This is a genomic window from Chitinophaga sp. H8 (genome assembly GCF_040567655.1).
Taxonomy (GTDB): Bacteria; Bacteroidota; Bacteroidia; order Chitinophagales; family Chitinophagaceae; genus Chitinophaga; species Chitinophaga defluvii.
Map to the genome: position 1 here is coordinate 426,060 of NZ_JBEXAC010000002.1, position 24,487 is coordinate 450,546.

Here is a 24,487-nt window from a genome sequence, read left to right on the forward strand (position 1 = left end):
ATCCTGCTAATAATCTAATCTGTATATAAAGCTGGCAGCACCTGGCTGCTGGCTTTATTTTATTTCCTTAATCTTCACATTTTTAAACCATATTTCACTACCATGATCCTGGAGTGCAATATGTCCTTTGCGGGTCATGCCATAACCTTTAGCATCTTTCCACTTACCTTCTGCTTTATGTTTCTTCCACTCCGGAGAATCCATTTCATACTCCGCAGTTTTCTGACCATTCAGCCAATGCTCCACGTGACCTTTGTTCACGATGATTTTAGTGTTGTTCCATTCGCCAATTGGATTCGCAGCCATCACCAATGGGGGATCCATCGCATAGTTAGCACCGCTTTTCTGCCAGTCTTCCAGTTTTTCCGGAAAGTCTTTATCATCAATGATCTGATACTCAGGTCCGCTCAGGTAAGGCGCGTCAAACTCTTCGGTTACCATATACAGGATACCGCTGTTACCTTTAGCAGCCAGTTTCCAGTCGGCGTTCAGTTCAAAGTTTTCAAACTCCTTATCAGTGATCAGGTCACCACGTTTATCACTTTTATCTGTTTCACTGCCCAGGCAATGCATGGTGCCGGTAGCGGTATCTACCGTCCAGCTATTCGCAGTTCTGCCTTTGTATACGCGCCAGCCGTCCAGGTTCTTACCATCAAATAATAACTGCCAGCCTTCTGCTTTTTCTGCATCAGAAAGCACATTCACACCTGCAGCAGCTGCATTGCTACCAGCTGCTGTACTTACCGCAGTAGAATCATTGTTATTTTCTGTTGATGCTCCACCGCCACACGATGAAGCCGCTATTACCATCAGAGATAATGCGGGAACAAATAATTTTTTCATGACTTTTATCGGGTTTAATATTATTTAATGAGTTTCAGCTTTTCAGGATCCCACTGAATAATCTTATTACTAAAATAGCTGTCATTACAAAGTAATGCAGGTGCTGCTGCTCTGAATCCGAACAGGGCATCTTCGCTCACTTTACCTCCGGTGCGCATTGCATTGAACAGGTTGTAGAAGTGATCAAAATGGGCACCCTTGTACCCTTCTTCTGCTACGTATTCCAGCTTATCCGGTGGTAACATTTCCTTACGGTCGTATACATATGGCTTACCTGCATCGATACCTTTTTTACTTTGCAGCAATGGATCATCTGTAGCAGCATAGCTTTTATTACGATACAAGGTTACCTTATCCCATTCTACGGTCATAGAGCCTTCGCTACCTACCATGCGCAGGTAATTGGTGCCACCGGTACCATCTACGAAGTTAACACGCAGGGAAAGGTTAAAAGCAGGGTGTATAGCTGTTTCAGGATAGTCAAACATCCCCATCATGATATCCGGAACTTCACGGCCATCTTTCCAGTAGCGTAATCCGCCGGTAGCCATTACTTTGTTGGGCCCCAGGGAGCCTGTTACAAAATGCAGACTGGAGAACAGGTGTACAAACAAGTCGCCCGAAACACCGGTACCATAGTCTTTATAATTCCTCCAACGGAAGAAGCGTAATGGATCAAAAGCACGTTTGGGTGCATTGGCCAGATAAGCATCCCAACCTACCGTGCTGGGAGAAGCATCCGCAGGAATCGGGTATTGCCAGGCTCCAAATGGCGACATACGCGCCCAGAAACCTTCCGCATAGTTCAGTTTGCCAATAGCGCCGTCTTTCAGTAACTGACGGGCTTTCTCATTACCCAGGGAGCTCATACCCTGGCTACCTACCTGATATACTACCTTTCCGTTTTTGCGTTGTGCTTCCACTACGGCAGGGCCTTCGGTGATATCATGCACCATTGGCTTTTCGCAGTACACGGATTTGCCTTTATTCATGGCTGCTACGGAAATGTCCTTATGCCAGAAGTCGGGCACGGCAATGATCACTGCATCAATATCACTGCGGTCCAGTATTTCAGTATAGTTGCGGGTAGTAAAAATGTCTTTACCCCATTTTTGTTTCGCATCCGCCAGCCGGCCATCATACAGGTCGCAGGCCGCTACCAGTTTTACGCCTGGTACAGTAATCGCTGTATTCGCATCTGCAGTACCCATGCCACCCGCACCAATCAGGGCTACCTGAATCTGATCATTGGCACTATACTTTTCTTTTTCCCTTGCCAGGGATTTAATGTTCCTTTGCTTGTCTGCAGCAGTAATGATAGTTGGCAATAAAGAAGCGCCTACTACCCCTTTGGCGAACTTACTGATAAACCGCCTCCGTGAGCTTTCATTAGAATTTTCTGGCATAATTTCCTGTTTGGATATTTGTAGATAATTGATAACGTGTTGGTACAATGGACGTTAAATTAGAAAGATTATCTGGAAATTCATAATCTTTTCCCATCCAGGCCGCTGTTTGCGGTGATCTCCCGCTTTTTCCCTTCCATTATTTTATCACCAGCACAGCCATTACCGGCAGGTGATCTGAAGCATAACGCTCAGGTATTACCTGATGTTGCAACACCGTAGCCCCTCCCTGTGGGTGGAAAGCAATAAAATCGATCGCTCTTTTAGGATTTTCAACGGGTATTGTAGGCGCACAGCTATAACAGGTGCGGGTAAAGCTGCTGTCCAGTGTGCGGATAGTAGCACTATTTTCGGATGCATTAAAATCACCGGCCAGTATTGCCGGTATACCTGCCTCTTCGATAATACGTTTAATGGCCCTTATCTGCATTAAGCGGCTGCTGTCATTACGTTGTACGTCCAGATGAGTGCTGGCCATCATGATCTTCCGCCCACGGGGCAACTGCAATATTGTGGTACACAGCGCCCTTGGCTCACCTCCGCTACCTGCTGCGGTGGGCAAGGCATGGCTTTTTCCGGTAAGTATAGGGTACCTGGATAAAACAGCAATGCCATATTCCCCGCCACCATAGTCAATGGATTTGGTAAAATATGCCTGCATCCCCGTTTTGGCGGCTATTGCCTCCGCCTGGTGCAGCTGCCTGCCCGACCGGTCAGTATGTACATCTACTTCCTGCAGGGCTACCACATCGGGCATTACCCGGTTGATCACCGCTGCAATAGCATCAATATCTATATAGTCCTTCCGGGAGGGAGGATTGGCATGATGGATATTATAGGTGAGCACTTTGATGGTGTCTGCTGTGCCTGTACTCCGCCCTGCCTGCTTATTTACACTGCAGGACAACAGACCAATGCCTGCAATAATGGATACAACCCATGTTTTCATTTGCTTAAATTATAATTTTTTAAATAAAAAAGTTAGAAAAGCTAAATATAGCTTATAATGAGTAGTTTACGAGGCGGGAAATCATTGTCGGTAACGATTTAGTAATGGTGCTTATTGCATTCATTTTCTTTCGATTTCCTTGTAAATCAGTAGCAAATATAAAAAAAATATGGGTCGGTTCGACCCTTTTTTATATCTTTTTATATAGGCTCCGTAATAGCGTTTTTATACGTATTTAGAAAAAATTTTACCTGACTTCGGCATATCTCATGGGATTAATTCACAGTTAAGGGTAACATTTGTATTTGGATAAATACAGCCTGATAAAACGAGTGTAGCTATGAGACATCCCTTACAAACCATCGTTGCCGAAATTCAAAGGCAGGAAAGAAAATTATCTGCCGAAGCGTCCAGCTTTATTGATGAGGCTTATAGAATGACTATCTATCTTCAGGAATTATTGCGTGCCGTGAAAGAAGACGTGTTGAAAGAGGGCTTTGCCAGTAAAGCCGAAGAAGTCCATTTTTTCAAATTGATTAAGCCGAACATTCTCGGCAAATTGATTTACTATAACAAAGTGTACCGGATTGAAACGGCTTGCCCCGCAGATAACGGGAATTTGCATCAATGCTATTTTGCTTTACAACTCCGGGAGTTAAAACAAGAATATAAAGAGCATATCTGCAATTCAGATTTTTACAGGTACTACCGTTCCGGCAGAACCGACCGGGACGAAAATTATTATACGCTGGGCAATATCAATTACTATGAGGGATTAAACAGCTTTGTTTTTGAAATTGACCCGCAATTCTCAACCTACTTTGATTATAAGGTGGCAAAAATCTTAGCCAATGAATTAATCTATAACTACCTCACCACAAAATTAAGCCCGGAACAAAGCCCCGATGTGCTATTGCAGAATGGCGATACAAAAGATATTTTTTGGACACAATCAAAGAACGCCCTTATCGAATTGATTTATGCGCTTCATGCCGCCGATGCGCTTTCACACGGCAAATTGGGTATTCGCAAAATCAGTATGGTATTTCAAATCCTGTTCCGTGTTTCGCTTAGCGATATTCATAACAGTTTCCACCGAATGAAGACCCGTGCAGGTTCACGGACTTTGTTTTTAGACCAACTGAAATACAGCTTAGAAGAATACATGGACAAGGAAGATACTGCGTAATCTTCTTTTTTATTTTAAGGAATAAAGGACGGCATTGATGGTGCTGTCCTTTATTTTGCCCGTTTGCCTATATGTGTATATAGGCAAATCCGTTGGTCGGCACTCTTAGTTCATACTGTAAAAAGCAAGAAATCCCTATACAGCAATACTTTACATCAATTGCAAAAAAATAAAAAAAACTGCCTTTTTGATAGACACGTATCGGAAGACAGCCCCAGCCAAACGCTCCAATTTTGTACAGTGAACATTAAGCAACTGTGCAATGAATATTATAACCATAGAAGAAGAAGCATGGAGGTCGCTCAACGAGCGTATTAAATCCATTAGCGAGTTTATTCTGAAATCAGAAAACACCAGCTATGATAGTCTTTGGCTCAATAACCATGAAGTCTGTCAGTACCTCCACATCAGCGAAAAAACACTTTGGCGTATGCGTTCCAAAGGCGAAATAGCCTACTCCAAAATGTACGGGCAGTATTACTATACCATAGGAGCCATAAAAAATATGCTCAATGCCCATGCTGTGCAAACCAGCGAGGAATACATACAGGAGCTTATGGCAAGGGGTAAAAGCTATATCGAAAAAGGAAGAACAATAAAATCCGGCAAATAATTAAAACGTACTGCTATGAACATAGATAGAATGGAATTTTTTGCATGGATGGAGCGAATTATGGAACGCTTTGATGTTCTGAAACAACACATCATAGATATACAAAAGCAACGCAATACCATAGACGGCGAAGAACTGCTGGACAACCAAGACCTGTTACAAATGCTGAAAATCAGCCACCGCTCCTTGCAGCGTTACCGTTCGTCTGGCAAGCTGCCGTACTACACCATTAGCGGAAAGCTGTATTACAAGCTATCGGATGTACACCAATTCATCAGGGATAGTTTCAATGTTCCCCTGCAACGCACAAAGGACAACGGGTGACAAATAGTGCCACCTAAAGACAGGTACGGCGTAGCCGTACCCTGTTCAATTACTTTCGGACGATAACAATTTAAAATATCAATATTATGAGCGAGCAGACAATAGAACAGCCTCAACAAGAGCAGCAGCAAAAACCACAGCAATCCCCTGAACAGCTTTCAGATGTTTTGCTGGTCATGGATAAGGAAAAAAAGACTATTCAAGCGGTTACAGGTATTGACGAAAATGGCGAATTAAAAACCGTTGATGCCAATAAAAAGAACCAAAGCGAATTTATGCGGGTAGATAAGAGCGGAGATTTTTTCTCCAACTTCTTCTCCAACTTTTGGCGACAGCTCAAAGACCCCACCCGTTTTTCATTTTTCAAAGTTCCTGAACAGGAAGCCGTTGAAACAGCCCAAAAAATGCAGCAACAAATAAACGCCCCTACCAAAGAGGGCGAGGCAGTTATGGCTAAACATGAAGTGAAAGAGCCAAAGGAAGTGCAGCAAGAAAACAAAAAAGATATGGAAACTACACAAGCAACACAGACAACGCAGGCAACCCCTGAAACAAACGACCATCGTTTTAAGGCAGATGATATTGATTGGAAAACACTGGCACAAATTGGGATAACCAAAGAGCGGCTTGAAAAAGACGGCACATTGGATATGCTGTTGAAAGGCTATAAAACCAATAAGGTATATCCCATAGGTATCAATTTTGGTTCTGCCGTAATTCGTTCGGAGGCAAGGTTGGGGCTTCAAAACGGAGAAAACGGCAAGCCTGTATTTGTAATGTATGGCGTTCGCCACGAGCCGAACCTGCATACTCCTTTTTTCGGTCATGAATTTACCAAAGAGGACAAAGACAATTTGCTCAAAACCGGGAACATGGGGCGTGTGGTAGAGTTGACCTATCCCAAGACCGGAGAAAAAATACCGTCCATTATCAGCATTGATAAACTGACAAAGGAAGTTATTGCCTTACGGCAGGATTGGATAAAAGTGCCTGACGATATTGGAGGTGTAAAACTCACCGCGGAGCAAAAGCAAGTCTTATATGAGGGCAAAGCCATTTACTTAGAGGGTATGGTTTCGCAGAAAGGCAAAACGTTCAGCAGCGATATTCAATATAATGCTGACAAGCGTTTTCCCGAATACCTTTTTGAAAGGGGTGCAAATTACAAACAGACCCAAAGCCAGCAGCAAGCGCAATCACAGGAAAATCCCAAATTATTCAGAGGTAAAGAATTTAACGATGAGCAATACAAAAAGCTCACAGAGGGCAAGACCATTTATGTTTCTGATTTCATAGACGGGAAAGGACAGCCTTACAAGGGCTATGTTACGCTGAATGCCGAAACAGGCAAGTTTGATTTCAGTTTTAGAAACCCGGATAAATTAAAAGACAAGATTGTTCCCGCAGAAACCCATAAAACGCAGGTTGCCGTCAATTCAGAGGGTAAAACCAATGAGGCTACCAAAAATATCAATGAGCCTTTAAAACCCCAACAAACTGCTCCTGTGAACAAACAGCAGCAGGAAAAGCAGGAGCCGCCAAAGCCAGCTAAATCAAAAGGAATGAAAATGTAATTTCTAAAGGATAAGATATGAAAGCAATTATAGCAGAAAAACCAAGCGTAGCCCGTGAAATAGCCTCCCTGTTGGGAGCCACCGAAAAAAAGGATGGCTACGTAACAGGCAATGGCTATCAGGTTACGTGGGCATTCGGGCATTTGGTCGGTTTGGCAATGCCGGAAGATTATGGGTTTTCGGGTTTCCAAAAGGAAGCCCTGCCCATATTGCCCAACCCTTTTTTATTGACGGTACGCAAAGTGCGAAAAGAAAAAGCCTATGTTCCCGATAGTGGAGCGGTAAAGCAGTTGAAAATTATTGAACAGGTTATCGGGCGTTGCGATAGCATTATTGTTGCTACCGATGCGGGACGTGAGGGTGAACTCATCTTCAGGTATATTTATGAATACCTGAAATGCAGCAAACCTTTTCAGCGTTTATGGATAAGTTCATTGACTGAAAAAGCCATCAGGCAAGGTTTTGATAATCTAAAACCCGGAGGTGATTTCGATGGGCTGTACCGTGCCGGGCAAGCACGAAGCCAAGCCGATTGGCTCGTAGGCATCAATGCTTCACAGGCATTGAGCATTGCAGGGCGTGGTTTGTTTTCGCTGGGGCGTGTGCAAACGCCTACACTCGCACTCATCTGTAAACGATATTTGGAGAACAAAAATTTTGCTGTCAAAAAATATTGGCAGATACAGTTGGAACACCGAAAGGAATTTACAGACTTCAAAAGCCTTTCAAAAACCAAATGGGACGATAAGAAATTAGCAGACGACACGCTTAAATCTATTGAACGCACCGGGGTCGCAACTGTTACAACCGTAGAAACCAAAACAGTTACCGAACAACCGCCATTACTTTTTGACCTGACGGGCTTGCAAAAGGAAGCAAACAAAAGGCTCTTTTTAACCGCCGAAGAAACGCTGAACATATCCCAAACCCTGTACGAAAAGAAACTCATCACCTATCCACGTACCGGGAGCAAATACATACCCGAAGATGTTTGGGCGGAAATACCCGCTTTGGTAAGGTCACTGGAAGCAAGAACTTCCTGTAAAGAAGCAGTAGGGAAATTGAAATGGGGTCGTTTTAACAAGCGGATTGTGAACGATGTAAAAGTAACAGACCATCACGGTTTGCTCATCACCGAAACCATCCCCTCTGCATTACCCTCAAACGAAGAAGCTGTCTATGATATGATTGCACTGCGCTTGCTGGAAGCCTTATCGCAAGCCAGCACCAAAGAAATAACAGACGTTACATTACAGGCATTGCATTATGATTTTGCAATGAAAGGCAGCAAAATTATAGAAGCGGGCTGGCGTGGCATCAAAAGAAATTTTAGTGATGAAGAAAGCGAACCAGTGCAGGAATTACCGGAATTAAAATCGGGCGATGAACTTAAAATCAAGAGTGCTGAAGTGCTGGAGAAAAAGACCAAGCCACCTGTACTTTACACGGAAGCAGATTTGTTGTCTGCAATGGAAAATGCCGGAAAGGAAATAGCGAACGAAGATGAACGTAAAGCCCTGCAAGGTATCGGTATTGGTACACCAGCCACAAGAGCCGCCATTATAGAAACCCTTTTTAAAAGGGAATATATCAGGCGGGATAAAAAATCACTTGTTCCCACCGAAAAGGGATTGCAGGTATATGAAGTCGTAAAGGATAAGCGAATTGCCGATGTTGCCATGACCGCTGAATGGGAAATGGCTTTGCAAAAGATTGAGAATAACGAAGCAGATGCTATGGACTTCCATCAATCAATGAAAACCTATACATCTTCTGTTACGCAGGAAATTTTAGGCATAACTATCGAAAGTCAAAATCACCCAGACCTAACCTGTCCCAAATGTGGAACCCATAAACTGCTCATTCGGGATAAGGTTGTGAAATGTCCCAATGAGGCTTGCAACTGGCTTCAGTTTCGCAATGTGTGCGGTGTACAATTGAGCGTTGCCGACATAGAAAACCTTGTAACCAAAAGAAAGACCAATCTTCTCAAAGGAATGAAAAGTAAAGCGGGTAAAAAATTCGATGCTTTTATCATCCTGAAAGATAATTGCGAAAGCTCTTTTGAATTTGCCAACACCACAAGCAAAAAGAAATGAACAACAATGCTATCATAAATCGAAAGGATATAGAAAGCCTTATTTACACAGTACGGGACAAACAGGTTATGTTGGACAGCGACCTTGCAACCCTGTACCAGGTTGAAACAAAAAATCTTAACAAAGCCGTAAAAAGAAACATAGAGCGGTTTCCCCAATCGTTCTGCTTCCAATTAACCGAAAAAGAAGCTGAAAACTTGAGGTTCCAACTTGGAACCTCAAGTTTGAATTACGGCGGCAGGCGTTACCTGCCTTATGTTTTTTGCGAGCAAGGGGTCGCTATGCTGTCCGCTGTTTTGCGCAGCGAAATAGCTGTAACGGTCAGCATTGAGATTATGAACGCCTTTGTGGAAATGCGGAAGTTGTTAATCGGCAATGCCGCATTGTTCTCCCGGATGGATAAAGTGGAACTCAAACAAATTGAAGCAGACGGAAAATTTGAGGAAATATTTAAAGCACTGGAAAGCGGTAAGCTACACAGCGAAAAAGGTATTTTCTACGACGGGCAGATATTCGATGCCTATGTCTTTGTCGCTGATATTATTAGAAGTGCCCAAAGGTCAATTGTGCTTATTGACAATTATGTGGACGATACGGTGCTTACGCTACTCGGAAAGCGTGGACAAACCGTATCTGCCACTATCTATACCAAAAGCATCAGCAATCAGTTGCAACTCGATTTGCAGCGTTACAACAGCCAATACCCACCCATCACTATTCATACTTTTGTTCATGCGCATGACCGTTTCCTCATTATTGACGGCACAGAATTATATCACATTGGCGCATCTTTAAAAGATTTGGGTAAAAAATGGTTTGCATTTTCTAAGATGAACGCAGAAACAAGCAAAATGCTTAGTTTCCTGAACGCCATTTAAGTATATCCTTCCAACCTATATAGCAGACCGTTACCCGGTCAATAACTGCCACTAAAAGCCAACTGCTACCGCTTTTGACGTGGCAGTTTATTGCCATAATACTTTAGCTACTCATTGAAAATTTTAAACAAAATCAATATGAGTACACAGCAAAAAGACCTCTCTTATTTCTCGTTAAGGTTACAGGAATTATTAAATACCAGCTTCCCCGAAAAAGCACATGACCAAAGATTTATCGAGCAACGTTCCAAATGGGCGGCAAACGCCTACGAGGGTGCATTTAGTTCGGGAAACTCCACAGAGCAATGCAACCGTATCGCAGATTACATACTGTTTGAGGGACTTCACTATTCCAAATTCGACACTGTTTTTCAAGTGGTTTGCAATGAGTTTAACAGCATCATGCTGGACGAAGAACTCCGCCCGTTCGCATTAAAGATGCTGCCAATCTGCGAACCCGTATTTGCCAAATATGTGCTAACGGATGACTTTGCTTACACCACCGACCACGACCTGCTCTATACAGAAATCACGGGAACCATAGCAATTCATATCGAGGACTATGGCATTTAATCAACGTGAACACCTGAAATTGAATATTGAGGCGTTGCGGGTCATGTTCAGGTTAGAAAAGGAAAAACGCCAAGCTACCGAAGCCGAGCGGCAGCAGCTTTTGCAGTATAGCGGTTTCGGCGGGATAAAATTCATCTTAAATCCCGCAGAGCATCCAACAGACATAAGGCAATGGAAAGACTATGAGCGAACCTATTTTGAGGAAACGCAGGAACTCCACCGGATGCTGAAAGAAAATGCCCCAGACGAAAAGCAATACAAACATTATGTGGACAGTATGCGCAGCTCGGTACTGACGGCGTTTTACACCCCTCCCGAAATTATAAATATGCTATCCGATATTTTCAAGGAAAACGGCATAACGATACAGAAATTTTTAGAACCATCAGCAGGGGTTGGCGGTTTTATTCAGTCTTTTACAGATAAAGACGTGCCGCAGGTTACGGCTTATGAAAAAGACCTGCTTACGGGCAAAATCCTTAAACAGATTTGCCCAGACAGAAATATCCGAATAAACGGTTTTGAACAAATACCGGAAAAGGAACTGAACAGCTACGATGTAATTGCCAGCAATATTCCATTTGGCACAAGTTCGGTCTTTGACCTTTCCTATTCGCGTGGTGATGACCCTGCAAGAGCGCAGGCAGCAAAAAGTATCCACAATTATTTTTTTCTGAAGGGAACGGACACCATACGGGATGGTGGTATGCTCGCTTTCATTACCTCGCAGGGTGTTTTGGATAGCCCAAGCAATAAGCCTATCCGTGAGGCATTGATGGCAGCGCATAATCTTGTTTCGGTGGTACGGCTACCGAACAATCTTTTTATGGATTATGCAGGAACTGAAGTTGGAAGCGACCTTATCGTACTTCAAAAGAATGAGGGCAAACAAGGGCTTACGGAATTGGAAAAAGATTTTTGCGATACACTGCTCACAAAGCACAACGACCACGTAAATGCCTTTGTTCATTATACCGCTCCCGTTGTGTTCGATGAAATCATTCAATCCACCGACCTGTACGGTAAGCCCTACACCGTATATGTACATAGTGGCGGTGTGGAAGAAATTGCAAAAGAAGCCAGGCAAATACTGTCTGCGGATTTTAAAAGCAATTTAAACCTGAACCTTTATAAAGGAATTGCGCCGGATGAACCTACCATACAGCCGGGTATTACTTTAGTACCTGAACCAGCCCCCGTGCAGCCAGCTACCGGCAATGCAAGGGGAAAAACATCACAGCCCACATTATTCAATTTTACCAATCCTGCGGCGGCACAACCTGTCATGAGCCGTACACTGCAAGGCATCACGGCGGTAGCGGATGCGCCGTCAACACGGGAAGAAGTACAATTGAGTTTGTTTGACCTCTTTAACAATACGCCACAATCTGCCGTTCTCGCACCAGCGAAAAAGGTCAGAAGAAAAACGAGCATTACCAAGAAAAAGGTAGGCGGTCGCACCCAACAGCCGGGGCTGTTCGATTATATACCCTTGCGTAGTTTACAAGAGGAAACGCCAAAGCCTCCAATCACGTCACGAACAAGTGAGCAATCAGCCGTAATTGGCGATTTGTTTTCGTCTGTTAGTGTCAATAGCAACGGCGAAATAGAAGAACTGCCCAAAAACAAACCTGCCCCTGCAACGGACAATACCATCCCTGAACCCGCACCATATTCCGGCGAACTGCAATCATTCCACAGGGATGATTGCCTTGCAACGGATAAGGGTTTTGTTGGGCATTTGCGGGATGTGGATATACCCAATGGCACGGCTGTATTCTGTCCGCTATTATTGCCTCCCAATCAGAAAGTAAGAGCCGAAGCCTATATAGGGTTACGGGATGCCTATCAGCAGCTTTACAATCACGAAGCACAATATCATAAAGAGTACAAACAAGAACGGGAAACACTGAACCGCCTGTATGATGATTTTGAAAAAAGATACGGCAATCTGAATAGTGCCGACAATATCAAATTGATTAAAACCGATAGCGCAGGTAAGGAAGTACCTTATTTGGAGCGTGTGGTAGGTGGCGTGGTACATAAGTCAGATATATTCCACCAGCCTGTCAGTTTTGCAACAACAACACTCGCAACGGACAACCCGGATGAAGCGTTGGCGGCATCGCTCAACAAGTACGGAACGGTTGATTTGAACTATATGTCGGAGTTAAGCGGAATGTCCGGCGAAGATTTAAAAGATGCGCTGCATGGCCGCATCTTTTACAATCCTGCACAAAGAGAATATGAGATTGCAGAAAAATGGGTTTCGGGCAACGTAGTAGAAAAAGCGGCAGAAGTACGGGCGTACCTCGCAGGGCAACCGGATAGCAAAGAAGCTGCCGAAAGTCTTAAAGCACTCGAAGAAGCCAAGCCCCGCAGGATAGAGTTTGACGAACTCGATTTTAACCTCGGTGAACGTTGGATACCAGCGGGCATTTACAATCGTTTTGCTTCGCATCTGTTCGATACCGAAATCCGCATTCATTATTCCGAAAGTTCCGATGATTTTTCAATCCATTGCGACCGTAAGAATATCCATATCACAGAAAAATACGCCATCAAGTCGGAAAGCCGCACGTTTGACGGCGTTACCCTGCTGAAACACGCTCTTGTCAATACCACGCCCGACATTACCAAAAAGGTAATTATAGATGATAAAGAAGTCAAGGTGCGGGATATGGAAGCCATACAAATGGCGAACAGTAAAATTGATGAGATACGCAGGGAGTTTACAGATTGGCTTTTTGCGCAGAACGATGAGTTTAAGCAACGCCTGACCGATAAATACAACGACACCTTTAACTGTTTTGTTCGTCCGCAATATGACGGCAGCCATCAGGATTTTCCGGGGCTTGACCGCAAGGCGTTGGGCATTGAAGACCTCTACCCAAGCCAAAAAGATGCCGTTTGGATGATTAAGATGAACGGCGGTGCTATCTGCGACCATGAAGTGGGTGCGGGTAAAACGCTCATCATGTGTACTGCAGCGCAGGAAATGAAGCGTTTGGGGCTGGCACATAAGCCGATAATCATCGGGTTAAAAGCCAACGTGCATGAAATAGCGGAAACTTACCGCAAAGCCTACCCACACGCCAAAATATTATATCCCGGCAAAGAAGATTTTACCCCGCAGAAACGTCTGCGCATTTTCGGCGATATTAAAAACAACGATTGGGATTGCATCATCTTAACGCATGACCAGTTCGGGATGATACCGCAATCGCCTGAAATGCAAAAGCAGATTTTGGAAGCCGAATTGGAAAGCGTGGAAGAAAATCTTGCGGCTTTGGAAAGACAGGGCAAGGAAGTTTCAAGGGGAATGCTCAAAGGGGTAATTGTTCGTAAGCAAAATTTAGAGGTTAGGTTAAAAACACTGGAGCATGACATCGAAAACCGCAAGGACGATGTTGTGGACTTTAAAATGATGGGCATAGACCACATTTTAGTGGACGAAAGCCATCGTTTTAAAAACCTCATGTTCAACACAAGACATGAACGTGTAGCGGGATTGGGCAACATGGCGGGAAGCCAAAAGGCTTTGAACCTGCTATTTGCCATCCGCACCATTCAGGAGCGCACAGACAAAGACTTGGGCGCAACGTTCCTTTCAGGTACGACGATCAGCAACTCGCTTACTGAACTGTATTTGCTCTTTAAATACCTGCGCCCTAAAGCAATGGAAAAACAGGGCATCAACTGTTTTGATGCTTGGGCAGCTATTTACGCTCGTAAAACCACCGATTATGAATTTTCGGTAGCGAACAATATCGTATCAAAAGAGCGTTTCCGCTTCTTCATCAAAGTGCCGGAACTGGCGCAGTTCTATTCGGAGATTACCGACTACCGGACGGCAAAGGACATTGGCATAGACCGTCCCGAAAAGAATGAGATACTGTACCATATCCCACCGACACCGGAACAGGAGGTTTTCATCAAAAAGTTGATGGAGTTTGCCAAAACGGGCAACGCCGAATTATTAGGCAGACCGCCGCTGAGCGAAAGCGAAGAAAAAGCAAAAATGCTGATTGCGACAGACTACGCACGTAAGATGTCGCTGGATATGCGGATGATTAGCCGGGGTTATGAAGACCACCCCGACAATAAAGCCTCGCACTGTGCGGCTAATATTGCTAAATACTACAACAAATTCGATGCGCAGAAAGGAACGCAGTTTATTTTCTCCGACCTCGGCACTTATAAACCCGCCGAATGGAATATCTATTCTGAAATCAAGCGTAAGCTGGTGGAAGACCACGGTATCCCTGCTCATGAAATACGGTTTATTCAGGAGGCTAAAAATGAGAAACAACGTAAGGAGCTTATCAGGGATGTAAACGAGGGAAAAATACGGGTGCTGTTCGGTTCTACCGAAATGCTCGGTACGGGCGTTAACGCTCAAAAGCGGGCAGTTGCTGTCCACCATTTAGATATACCGTGGCGACCATCAGACCTTGCACAGCGGGATGGCAGGGCTATCCGCAAGGGCAATGATATTGCCAAATTCTTTGCCGATAACAAAGTGGATATTTTCATCTACGCCGTTCAAAAATCGCTGGATAGCTACAAATTCAATACGCTGTACAATAAGCAGGTATTTATCGAGCAATTAAAGAGCAACAGCCTCGGCAAACGTACCATTGATGAAGGTGGAATGGACGAGAAAACGGGCATGAACTTCTCCGAATACGTGGCGATACTTTCAGGCAATACAGACCTATTAGAAAAAGCAAAGCTGGAGAAGCAGATTGCCGGACTGGAAAGCGAACGCCAGGCGCATAACCGTTCCAAACTTAGTTCCAAATACAAGCTGGAAGATACTGTTGCCACACTGGAAAGTACGCAGGCACGTTTCGACCGTATGAGCCTCGACCTCGGAAACCTGCAAAAGCGCATACAGAAAAACAAAGAGGGCGAAATACTCAACCCTGTGCAGCTTATTGGGCTTTCACCAAACGCCGATGTAAAGCAGGTTGGGGCAAAACTCAATCAGCTTTCCGAAAAAGCCCGCACCGCAGGGCAGTATGAGGAAATCGGTACGCTATATGGTTTTACGCTCTTAGTAAAAACAGAGGTTTCGCAAAAGGACGGTGTGGATATTAAGGACAACCGTTTCTTTGTTCAGGGTGAGGGCAATATCAAGTACACGTACAATAACGGCAAGATGGCTACCGATGCGAAAACAGCATCCTTTAATTTTCTGAATGCGCTCGAAAAGATACCGGGTATCTTAGAGCAGGAACAGAAGAAAATTGCTGAATTGCAAAAGGACCTTCCGGTTCTTCAGGAAGTGGTAAATGGCTCATGGAAGAAAGAGCAGGCATTAAGCGACCTCAAAACGGAACTGGCGGCGGTTGAAAGGAAAATACAATTATCCATAAAGCCGGAAACCGATACGGGCGAAGAACAACCCGAAAAAGCCGAAAAGCAAGTGCAGAATAATTCGGAAACAATTGTACGGGTTAAAGGCATTCATTTACCCCGTGGGGTATTATAAACTGAAAGGAGCGATAAAAAGTAAAAGGGGATCTGCAAGTCCCCTTTTACTTTTTCCATATCTACGGTAAGATTTGTTTTATCCGTTCTATGTTTACTTCTTTGGACTTTTGAAGGACAGTTTGCCCATACTCCGTATGGTAACTATGGTTCTGCAAGAAAGTATAGTTTGTTTTGTTCCATTCAACATCTGTACAGGATTTACCCAAATGTATTTCAAACTCTTTCCTTAATCGCTGTTCATATTTGGGGTAATCCGGTTTTGTGAAATGATACAAATCTGCATCTGCAATAACGTTATCTTCCGGCGATTGGGGATTTTGTGGGAAACGTGTTGCCTCAATGCAGGCTAAAACCCTTTCTATATCATCTTTTGGATAGCCATACCGGGTTAAAAAATCGGAGGCAATGGCTTTGCTGCTGTCCTCGTGGTTAATATACTGCACTGTATAACCGCAATCGTGAAACCATGCGGAAAGCGTAACAATTTCTAATTGCTTCGGGTTAAAATTACATGCTTGGGCAATTTCAATTGCTGCCTTTACAACTTCTTTCGTATGCTCTACATTGTGAAAGAAAATACCATCAGGAAGTTTGCCGGACAAAAGTTCAGATACATATTTCCGTGTCAATTCAATAATATTCTCTGCTACCATTATCTGATAATTTGAAATTTATATTCTAAGTACTGAACATGGACACAATTATTTCTCGTCCTGTTCGTCCATCTTCTTTAGAAGACCGTCCCGGAGTTCATCAAGGAATTTTGTACGGTTTATTTTTCGGGTTCGTAACTCCAAAAACGTTTGATAAAAATTCCCTAAGTCAATATTGAACGTATTTTCAAAATATTGTGCTATTAATCTTATATCGGTATTGCCATTATCAAACACACCCTGACAATTCAGTGCGTAAATTAATTCTATCATAGCCGTTTTGCTTCCCGTCCAATTTAACTTTTCAGTGGCTACCGATTTATTGTCCTGGGTTTTGCTGTATAGTTGTTTTTCGACATAAACCTGTATCATGTCGTTAGCAATTATCTTGGCAACCTTATAATCGTGTGAAGTGGAAAAGGACTGGTCAGACTGAAAATAGTAAGTATCCAACCATAGTTTTATATCGTGCCTGCCACGTACAAAAAAACTTTCATCAAGAAAAGAATTATTGCTACGATAGTATTTATAGAAATCGAGATTGTTATCAAAAAATCTTTTTAGCTTTTTCAGTTCTTTGGTAAGATATTTTTTTATTGGCTTTGCTCCATAGGGTTTTCTTGCTTCAATCTTGTAAATGGTATTGTAGTAAATAAGTTTTGAAACAATGGTCGGTTTCTGATATTTGAAAAAACGGATTTCCTCATCTGTATTCTTAAATCCTCTTTTCAATATATACTCTTTTACTTCGGACAGGCATTTAAGAATAAGGTGTATCACAGTTTCTACCTGTTGTATAGAACAATCGGTTTCAATCTCTAACTCATTGATTGAAAATTCCAATTTATATAGCGTTTCATTATAGAATTTTTCCATTTTATTATTTTAAATGCCCCAGATATTGGTTGCTAATAGAAGAACCCAAATTGTTTTGCCGATGCTCTATTCTGTTAGCATTTTACGAGGCGTATTAATTAAAATTTCTATGTTTCTTTATTTCACTCGCTTCACCCATTTATACACTTCAAACCATAATACAGATACCGATGCAATGCCAATAGCCGTACCTAATTCGCCTGCATTTAATCCTGTTAAGTGAAAGAAATTGGCAAAAGGTGCAATATATAATATAGCGAACAGCAGAATAAAGGTTAAGCTGTTGACTACCACAAACAGCCTATTCCTGTTCTTAAAACTTTCAAACAGGCTGTAATGGAATGAGCGATTGGCCAGGCTCAATAAAATATTGGCAAAAATCAAGGTCGTAAAAACCATCGCTCTTGTTTTCTCTTCATTACCGCCGTTTTGCACGGTATATTGATAAGCGAACAATACACCACCTGTTATGATCAACCCCTGAGCAATGCTAACAGCCAACTCTTTCCAGTTCAGAAATGTATCCGTCATTTTTCGTGGCTTTTTCAACATGGTGTTACGCTCCATCGGTTCGTTTTCATATACAATGGAGCAGGTAGGCCCCATTATCAATTCTAAAAAGATCACGTGGACAGGAGTGAATATCTGTGGGAATACCCAGCCCAGAAACAAAGGCAGAGAAACCGTAAGAATAATCGGTATATGAATGGAAATAATATACTGAATAGCTTTTTTAATGTTCGCATAAATTCTTCGACCGGATGCGATACCGGTAATCAGCTTGTCTAAATCGTCATTGGTAATCACCAATGCTGCAGCAGCTTTAGCTATTTCAGTTCCTTTGCTGCCCATTGCCACACCAATATGAGCAGCTTTCAGTGCCGGGCCGTCATTTACGCCATCGCCCAGCATGGCCACTACTTCACCTTGCTTTTTTAGTGCGTTTACCACAGCCAGCTTGGCATCAGGGAACATCCGGGTAAACAATACTTTATCTTCGGCTGCTTCCATAAGCTTAGCATCCGAATATTCCATAATATCTTTTCCCTCTACTGCATCGGTTGTGTTTAAAATTCCCGCCTGTGCTGCAATGCTTCTGGTGGTATCAGTATTATCACCCGTAATTACTTTTACTTTAATGCCAGCGTCATAAATATGGCGGAAGACTTCCTGAATATTTTGCTTTGGCGGATCATAGAAAACGACCAGCCCCAGGAAATCAAACCTGAAATCCTGTTGCTTTAAAGGAAAGTCATTCCCTTCAAAAGAGGTGCTGGCAACCCCTAAAACCCGGAAGCCCTGTTGTCCGAAATTTTTGATAAGCTCCCGTATTTTATTTTTTTCATTTTCCGAAAGTGTGGATACATTAAGAATGGCTTCCGGCGCACCTTTAGCAGCGATGATCCGTTGTTGTTCAGCATTTTCAAAAAGATGTGTCATCATTGGAGGTTTCCCTTCCAGTGGATACTCATGTATCATTTTAAATGCTTTCCGTTGGTCGTTGGATTGTGTTTGCTCATATACTTTGTGCAAAGTCTTTTCCATCGGGTCAAAAGGGGCAGGCTCACTGCTCCACATGGCATAGTCAATCAGCGTAGAAAGTGCCACATCGCTGAAATCTTTCTCATCTAAAATTTTATCCGACCGGTAGTCGTAAAGATGCTTTAGGTGCATCGTGTTTTCAGTAATGGTTCCGGTTTTATCAGTACAGATCACCGTTGTGCTGCCTAATGTTTCCACAATGCTGCTGCGTTTGACAATGATACCGTCACGCATCAGCTTCCAGGCACCCAATGCCATAAAAGTGGTAAATGCTACGGGAATTTCTTCCGGCAGTACAGACATTGCCAGCGTAAGCCCATTGAGCAGGCTGTTAATCAGATCTTGAGTATGATAATAGCTAACGGCACATACCATCCCGAAAATAGCTATACCCACAATAGCCATAGCTTTTACAAAGCTGCGTATTTGAAGTTGCAAAGGCGAGGCTTCTTCTTTTATTCCCGAAAGGGAAACGCCGATTTTACCAAGGCGGGTTGCTGCGCCTATTTGTTCCACTTTAAATACAGCCAGTCCCGATACTGCTAATGTGCCACTATAAACCTTGTTGTCTTCGCTTTCCCTGCTTTTGAATACAGAAAGACTTTCGCCGGTCAGAGAGGCTTCATTAACGGAAAAGTCGTTGCTGTGCATAATCTCGCCATCGGCGTTAATCGTTTTTCCTTCTTCGGTAATGCAGAGATCGCCTACCGCAATTTCGTGGGTCGGAATTTCAATAACCTGTGCATTGCGGATAACTTTACTCAATGGCTCGTTCAGTTTTTCCAATGCCTCCAGTGCTTTTTTGCTACGGGTATCCTGGTATAATGAAATGGCGGAAACCACAACGATTGCCAGCAACATAAAAAGGGCTTCACCATAATTGCCTACGATGAGGTAAATGGCTGAAATGGCAAAGAGCAGTATGAGCATTGGTTCTTTGAGTATATTCATCAGCAATTCCAGCACCGTGCTTGTATGAACACCGTCTATTTTGTTGTAGCCGTATTGCCTTCTAGAAGCGGCTACTTCGCTATCGTTAAGACCTTTCAGATGGTCGGGTATATTATATGACATAAACAATTAGATATTAATCTTTAAAAATACATATGCTTTCTTTGTTCCTGTGTTTTGCTTTCAATAATTTTGTTATATATAAATTGATAAAACATGAGCTTCTTCAATAAAAAAACCACCTGGGCAAACAAAGAATTTATCCCATTTAAACTTTGCATTGCCAGTATTTATATCATTGCAGGCAGTTATTTTCACAGTGTCTTTGCAAACTATTATGTACCGCTTTTTATTCTGTTTGGCGTCACTGCCGTATGGACAGTGGTTTTGTGGCTAAAAAAAATGAAAAGCAAGAACTAACGAAAGATTAAGCCCTGAAAAACGCTTCTTTTCCAAGGCTTGTAACTCTATTATACTTTTACTCCAAAAAGATACCCCACCAGAGCGGTCAATACCATTGCAATAGTTCCCCAAAGCGTAATCCGAACAACTGCTTTTGCTATTGCTGAACCACCGGTGCGTGCAGCAAATGCACCGAGAATACCCAGAAATACAATGGAAAAGATGTAAAGAACATATTCCATATTCTTTACAGGAGAAAACAGTGTTATTGCTAAGGGTAAAATACCGCCTGCCGTAAACGCTGCGCCCGATGCCAATGCCGCCTGAATGGGGTTAGCCTGTGTGATTTCATTGATGCCAAGCTCATCCCTAAGGTGTGCTTCAAGTGCATTGTGTTCCGTCAATTCTTTGGCAACAAGTTGAGCGGTTTCCTTTTTCAGTCCCCGTTTCTGGTATATTTCTGTTAGCCGTTGCAATTCGACTTCGGGCATTTCATCCAGTTCCTGCTGCTCTCTTTTTATATCCGCTTTCTCCAGATCGGTCTGCGAACTTACCGATACATATTCTCCGGCAGCCATTGACAATGCCCCGGCAACAAGACCTGCCAAAACCGCTAAAATAATTGGCTCTCTTGTACTGCTGGCTGTTGCTACGCCAATAGCGATACTGGCAACAGACAATATGCCGTCATTGGCACCCAATACCGCCGCACGCAGCCAGTTGCTTTTGTGCATATAGTGATTGTCAAGATAATTATCCAGTGTTCCTGTTTGTTTACTATTTGCCATTTGTTTTCCTTTTATTAAATGATTTATTGAATTTCTTTTTTTACTGTATTCACCCACGCCTCTATCTCTTTTTTGTCTGCATCAGAAAGTTTTGCATTGCCGTGAATAAGCGTGTAAGAGTTTAACGGCATTTCATCTCTGTTAATCGTTTCTACCACTTCCTCCAGTTTGTGTAGCTTCTTCTTTGCAGGATAGGTATTAAACTCATCAAAATTCAAATGCTTTTTACCTTCAGTAACATGACTGGCCAGCCACCATTTTACCGGCTGCACATTGTTGTACCAGGGATAAGTGGTGTTATTGGAATGACAGTCGTAACAGCTTGTTTTTAGCAATCCCTGTACTTTCGGAGGTACGCTATAATGCCTGGTAATTGCATTTTCAGAGGCTACAATACTGCTATTTTTTTCTGTTCCAAAGAACTGAATGATGATAAGCAGCAGCACTATGGCTGCTACTATCTTTTTTAAGATTGATTTTTTCATTTTATTTTAATTATTTTTTATTTGAACCTGATGTTTAACGAAATAATATCCGATGCCATTCCTACCGACTTGGTATAATGACCATATCGTAATTCCAGCATATTGATCTGTTGTATGCCCAAAAGCCCATTGGGCAGGTTGTAACGTATGCCTGCACCAAAGAAATTGCTATTGAATTTGGACAGGTCGTAATTGCTGGTATAAAACTCATCCGATACCCCATGTGCCTGATAAGGCGCAAAATATTTTGCCCCTGTTTGCGTATAAAAACGATAGAACGGACTGACTGAAACAAAAGGTGATAATTTGATCGGAGTTTCCAAACTGATCGTATGTGATTTTATACCCCAACTGTCCGTGTAATAGCGGTAATAGGTACGGATGATAAATTGATCTCCCAGAAAATAATTGGCACGTAGCCCCAGTGGGATTTTAAAACGCTTATCGGGCAGGGTTTCCTGATGTACGGTACCATCCGAAAAATATACCCTGTGAAAAGGCAGACTTAGATAGCCACTCTGCTGCACAACGTCCGTAAGCAGTTCCACCTGAAAGTTTGGATTGATAATCTGCGAATAGGCAAGTGAAAGTGCAAACGTGTTCCGCCCGCTGGTACCATATTGTTCATGTTCCCTTCCACCAGTTCCCGGACTATAGTTTGGTCTTAATTCAATCGGCGCTATAAGTGTCACCTGATCCAAATAAGCCTGGAACTTGGCTGTAAATTCACCCATTTTATTGGCTGTTTTCTGTGCAAAGCCAATATTGGCACCTAAAGACTGGTAGTCAAATTCCCCGGAATAGGAAACTCCACCCATCAGTGTGCTGCCTTTACTTTCATTTTCTCTCGTCCAGCCAATCGAAGGATAAAACCTTGTATCGGCGTGAGATGCGGAAGAATTGGCTTTCAGGTCGATCCTATCGGAAGAAGCAGAGGTATAATGATCTACACCTACATCCAGCCTGAATTTATTTTTCCTGTTCTTTCTGTCATATTTAACGAGTGTAACGTCTATGACATTGGAAATATCCGTCAACCTTTCAGAACCGATACCACCCGTCACTGCCGAGTTATTGCCATTCTGATGATAATAGCTGGATACCAGGTTAATTTCATCAACTTTTAATTTTCGGGATATATGGCTGGTATCAACAGGCGTAGTCTGCGCATGGGAATGCAATAACGCCATAAGAGCTGCTGCTGTTAAAAATATTCTTTTCATTGTTTTTCTCTTTTTAGGTTAATTACAGCCACAGCCTCCACCAGATTTGCCTGCATTGGCACCGGATGAGCCTTCACGGTAGGATTGAAAATTGAGTTCGGTTTTTTCGATGGTGCGATTGCCGAGTACCATTTCGGCATCATTCAGCTTATTCTTTTGGTATTCTTTTACTGTTGTACAGGAAACCAAAGCGCAAACTGCCATAAAAGCAGCAGCTTTTAAAAATATTTTACTTGATAATTGTTTCATTTTAAATTGATTTTTTTGGATGAATAAATGCGGTTGGCATCGTCAATGATGATACATTCAACCTGTTGGATCTGGTTAATAAGGTTTAGCGCTGCATCGATGCCCATGATGCTTACAGGCGTAGCCATTGCATCAGCTATTTCTGCATTCGGGCAGATAATGGTCACACTTTTGACCCCGGAAACGGGTATTCCTGTTTTGGGATTAATGGTGTGGGAATACCGTTTGCCTCCGATCATGACATATTTTTCGTAATTACCTGAAGTGGCTACCGCCGTATCCGTTATATTCAGGTACGAAAATGGCAATCTTGCATTATCGGGATTGGCAATGCCAATCGTCCAGGGTTTACCGTCTGCCTGGCTTCCCCAAACCGTAAGGTCACCCGAAGCATTGACAACACCGGATTGGACACCACGTTGCTGCAATAATCGTTTGCCCATCTCGGCAGCATAGCCTTTTCCAATTCCCCCGAAACCGATACGCATACCTTTCTCTTTCAGGAAAACGGTTTGTTTTTCGGGGTCTAAAAGGATGTTCCTGTAATTGACCAGTTTCAGGTGTTCTTTAACAGATCCGGGATCAGGAAGCTCCTTCATTTCCTTGTCGAAGTTCCAGAGCCTTTTATCTATGCCACCGTAAGAAATATCAAAATAACCATCTGTAATCTGGCTGATGCGGATACTCCGTTCAATCAGGTTAAACATTTCCGCATCCACTTTTACAGGCTGCACCCCCGCATTGCGGTTAACGAGGTTGGTTTGACTGTCTTCCTTATAAGTGGTGAGTAATTGCTCAATCCGTTGGATTTCGGCTATGGCGGCATCAATATGCTCCAGTGCCTGCCGCTCATCGGTATCCACAACGGTAATTTCAAAAGCATTGCCCATCAGCCTTTGGGGTTTGCGAAATTCCTGTAGCATCTTAATGTTTTTTGTTGTAGAAATTCCGTATTTCACCTGTAAAAGCGTCCGCACTTTGGGCCGGCAATCCTTCCCAGGTCTTTAAGATTTTACCCTCTGCATCCAACAAAAGCGTATAAGGGAATATCCCGTTCGGATTGTACTGGTCTGCCAGTTCTGCATTTTCTTTTTTAACGGCCTGTGTCGGCTGTTTCTTTTTGCTTCTCGGGAAATCGGCATTGAGATATATCACAGCGTTATCCGAAATCAGTTTTTGAAATGCTTCGGTTTCTATAATATTCTTATGGAGCTTAATGCAGGGAACGCACCAGTCCGACCCGGAAAAATTGAGTACGATCAGCTCCTTTTTTTCAGCAGCTTCTTTTTTAGCCTGATCGAAACGTGATTGCGAAAAGGCTATGTTTGAAAATAACGCCAGTAGGATGGCTACACTTACATTTTTCATTTT

20 protein-coding genes are annotated in these 24,487 nt (G+C 43.0%); 8 read left to right on the forward strand and 12 right to left on the reverse strand.

What is annotated here, in order from left to right:
* Positions 1-54: 54 nt before the first annotated feature.
* The 3 genes from ABR189_RS15495 to ABR189_RS15505 all read right to left on the reverse strand — a co-directional run bounded on the left by ABR189_RS15495 (position 55) and on the right by ABR189_RS15505 (position 3,198).
* Entirely contained in the window at positions 55-843 is a 789-nt protein-coding gene (locus ABR189_RS15495) for a 3-keto-disaccharide hydrolase (RefSeq protein ID WP_354661427.1), read from the reverse strand.
* Between the two features lie 20 nt (positions 844-863).
* Positions 864-2,249: a Gfo/Idh/MocA family protein gene (locus tag ABR189_RS15500; protein ID WP_354661428.1), complete on the reverse strand. Its 1,386-nt coding sequence runs from the start codon at positions 2,247-2,249 to the stop codon at positions 864-866.
* A gap of 139 nt (positions 2,250-2,388) precedes the next feature.
* Entirely contained in the window at positions 2,389-3,198 is an 810-nt protein-coding gene (locus ABR189_RS15505) for an endonuclease/exonuclease/phosphatase family protein (RefSeq protein WP_354661429.1), read from the reverse strand.
* Between the two features lie 340 nt (positions 3,199-3,538).
* Between ABR189_RS15505 and ABR189_RS15510 the strand changes: the two genes are divergently transcribed.
* The 8 genes from ABR189_RS15510 (at position 3,539) to ABR189_RS15545 (ending at position 15,945) form a co-directional block, all read left to right on the forward strand.
* The gene (locus ABR189_RS15510; RefSeq protein WP_054280965.1) at positions 3,539-4,387 is read left to right on the forward strand and encodes an RteC domain-containing protein; all 849 of its coding nucleotides are present in this window, start codon (positions 3,539-3,541) and stop codon (positions 4,385-4,387) included.
* A 262-nt stretch (positions 4,388-4,649) separates the two neighbouring features.
* Positions 4,650-5,000, forward strand: coding sequence for a helix-turn-helix domain-containing protein (locus tag ABR189_RS15515; RefSeq protein ID WP_054280966.1), 351 nt, complete (start codon positions 4,650-4,652; stop codon positions 4,998-5,000).
* A 15-nt stretch (positions 5,001-5,015) separates the two neighbouring features.
* Positions 5,016-5,324, forward strand: a complete 309-nt coding sequence (locus ABR189_RS15520; protein WP_054280967.1) for a helix-turn-helix domain-containing protein — start codon at positions 5,016-5,018, stop codon at positions 5,322-5,324.
* An 86-nt stretch (positions 5,325-5,410) separates the two neighbouring features.
* On the forward strand, positions 5,411-6,898 hold the full coding sequence (locus tag ABR189_RS15525; RefSeq protein ID WP_054280968.1) for a DUF3945 domain-containing protein: 1,488 nt from the start codon (positions 5,411-5,413) through the stop codon (positions 6,896-6,898).
* 17 nt (positions 6,899-6,915) lie between these two features.
* A complete protein-coding gene (locus tag ABR189_RS15530) occupies positions 6,916-8,997 on the forward strand; it encodes a type IA DNA topoisomerase (RefSeq protein ID WP_054280969.1) in 2,082 nt (693 codons plus the stop codon).
* Positions 8,994-9,875 (forward strand): ORF6N domain-containing protein, encoded by an 882-nt coding sequence (locus tag ABR189_RS15535; RefSeq protein ID WP_054280970.1) that lies wholly within the window; start codon positions 8,994-8,996, stop codon positions 9,873-9,875. Before ABR189_RS15530 ends, ABR189_RS15535 begins: the two co-directional genes overlap by 4 nt.
* A gap of 138 nt (positions 9,876-10,013) precedes the next feature.
* Positions 10,014-10,448, forward strand: a complete 435-nt coding sequence (locus tag ABR189_RS15540; RefSeq protein WP_054281259.1) for a DUF1896 domain-containing protein — start codon at positions 10,014-10,016, stop codon at positions 10,446-10,448.
* Positions 10,438-15,945, forward strand: coding sequence for a helicase-like domain-containing protein (locus ABR189_RS15545; RefSeq protein ID WP_054280971.1), 5,508 nt, complete (start codon positions 10,438-10,440; stop codon positions 15,943-15,945). Before ABR189_RS15540 ends, ABR189_RS15545 begins: the two co-directional genes overlap by 11 nt.
* A 61-nt stretch (positions 15,946-16,006) precedes the next feature.
* Here the strand turns inward: ABR189_RS15545 and ABR189_RS15550 are convergent, their stop codons facing one another.
* The 9 genes from ABR189_RS15550 to ABR189_RS15590 all read right to left on the reverse strand — a co-directional run bounded on the left by ABR189_RS15550 (position 16,007) and on the right by ABR189_RS15590 (position 24,484).
* Positions 16,007-16,600, reverse strand: a complete 594-nt coding sequence (locus ABR189_RS15550) for an HD domain-containing protein (protein WP_054280972.1) — start codon at positions 16,598-16,600, stop codon at positions 16,007-16,009.
* A 48-nt stretch (positions 16,601-16,648) separates the two neighbouring features.
* On the reverse strand, positions 16,649-17,476 hold the full coding sequence (locus tag ABR189_RS15555) for an RteC domain-containing protein (protein ID WP_054280973.1): 828 nt from the start codon (positions 17,474-17,476) through the stop codon (positions 16,649-16,651).
* A 117-nt stretch (positions 17,477-17,593) separates the two neighbouring features.
* On the reverse strand, positions 17,594-20,092 hold the full coding sequence (locus ABR189_RS15560) for a cation-translocating P-type ATPase (protein ID WP_054280974.1): 2,499 nt from the start codon (positions 20,090-20,092) through the stop codon (positions 17,594-17,596).
* Positions 20,093-20,439: 347 nt separating this feature from the next.
* Complete coding sequence (locus ABR189_RS15565) at positions 20,440-21,159, reverse strand: VIT1/CCC1 transporter family protein (RefSeq protein ID WP_054280976.1); 720 nt, start codon at positions 21,157-21,159, stop codon at positions 20,440-20,442.
* Between the two features lie 23 nt (positions 21,160-21,182).
* Complete coding sequence (locus ABR189_RS15570) at positions 21,183-21,644, reverse strand: heme-binding domain-containing protein (RefSeq protein WP_054280977.1); 462 nt, start codon at positions 21,642-21,644, stop codon at positions 21,183-21,185.
* Between the two features lie 17 nt (positions 21,645-21,661).
* Positions 21,662-22,867, reverse strand: coding sequence for a DUF3570 domain-containing protein (locus tag ABR189_RS15575; protein ID WP_054280978.1), 1,206 nt, complete (start codon positions 22,865-22,867; stop codon positions 21,662-21,664).
* Positions 22,868-22,885: 18 nt separating this feature from the next.
* Positions 22,886-23,116, reverse strand: a complete 231-nt coding sequence (locus ABR189_RS15580) for a DUF4266 domain-containing protein (protein ID WP_054280979.1) — start codon at positions 23,114-23,116, stop codon at positions 22,886-22,888.
* Entirely contained in the window at positions 23,113-24,039 is a 927-nt protein-coding gene (locus ABR189_RS15585) for an FAD:protein FMN transferase (protein WP_054280980.1), read from the reverse strand. Before ABR189_RS15585 ends, ABR189_RS15580 begins: the two co-directional genes overlap by 4 nt.
* Before the next feature lies 1 nt (position 24,040).
* Positions 24,041-24,484, reverse strand: a complete 444-nt coding sequence (locus tag ABR189_RS15590; protein ID WP_054280981.1) for a thioredoxin family protein — start codon at positions 24,482-24,484, stop codon at positions 24,041-24,043.
* Positions 24,485-24,487: the final 3 nt, after the last annotated feature.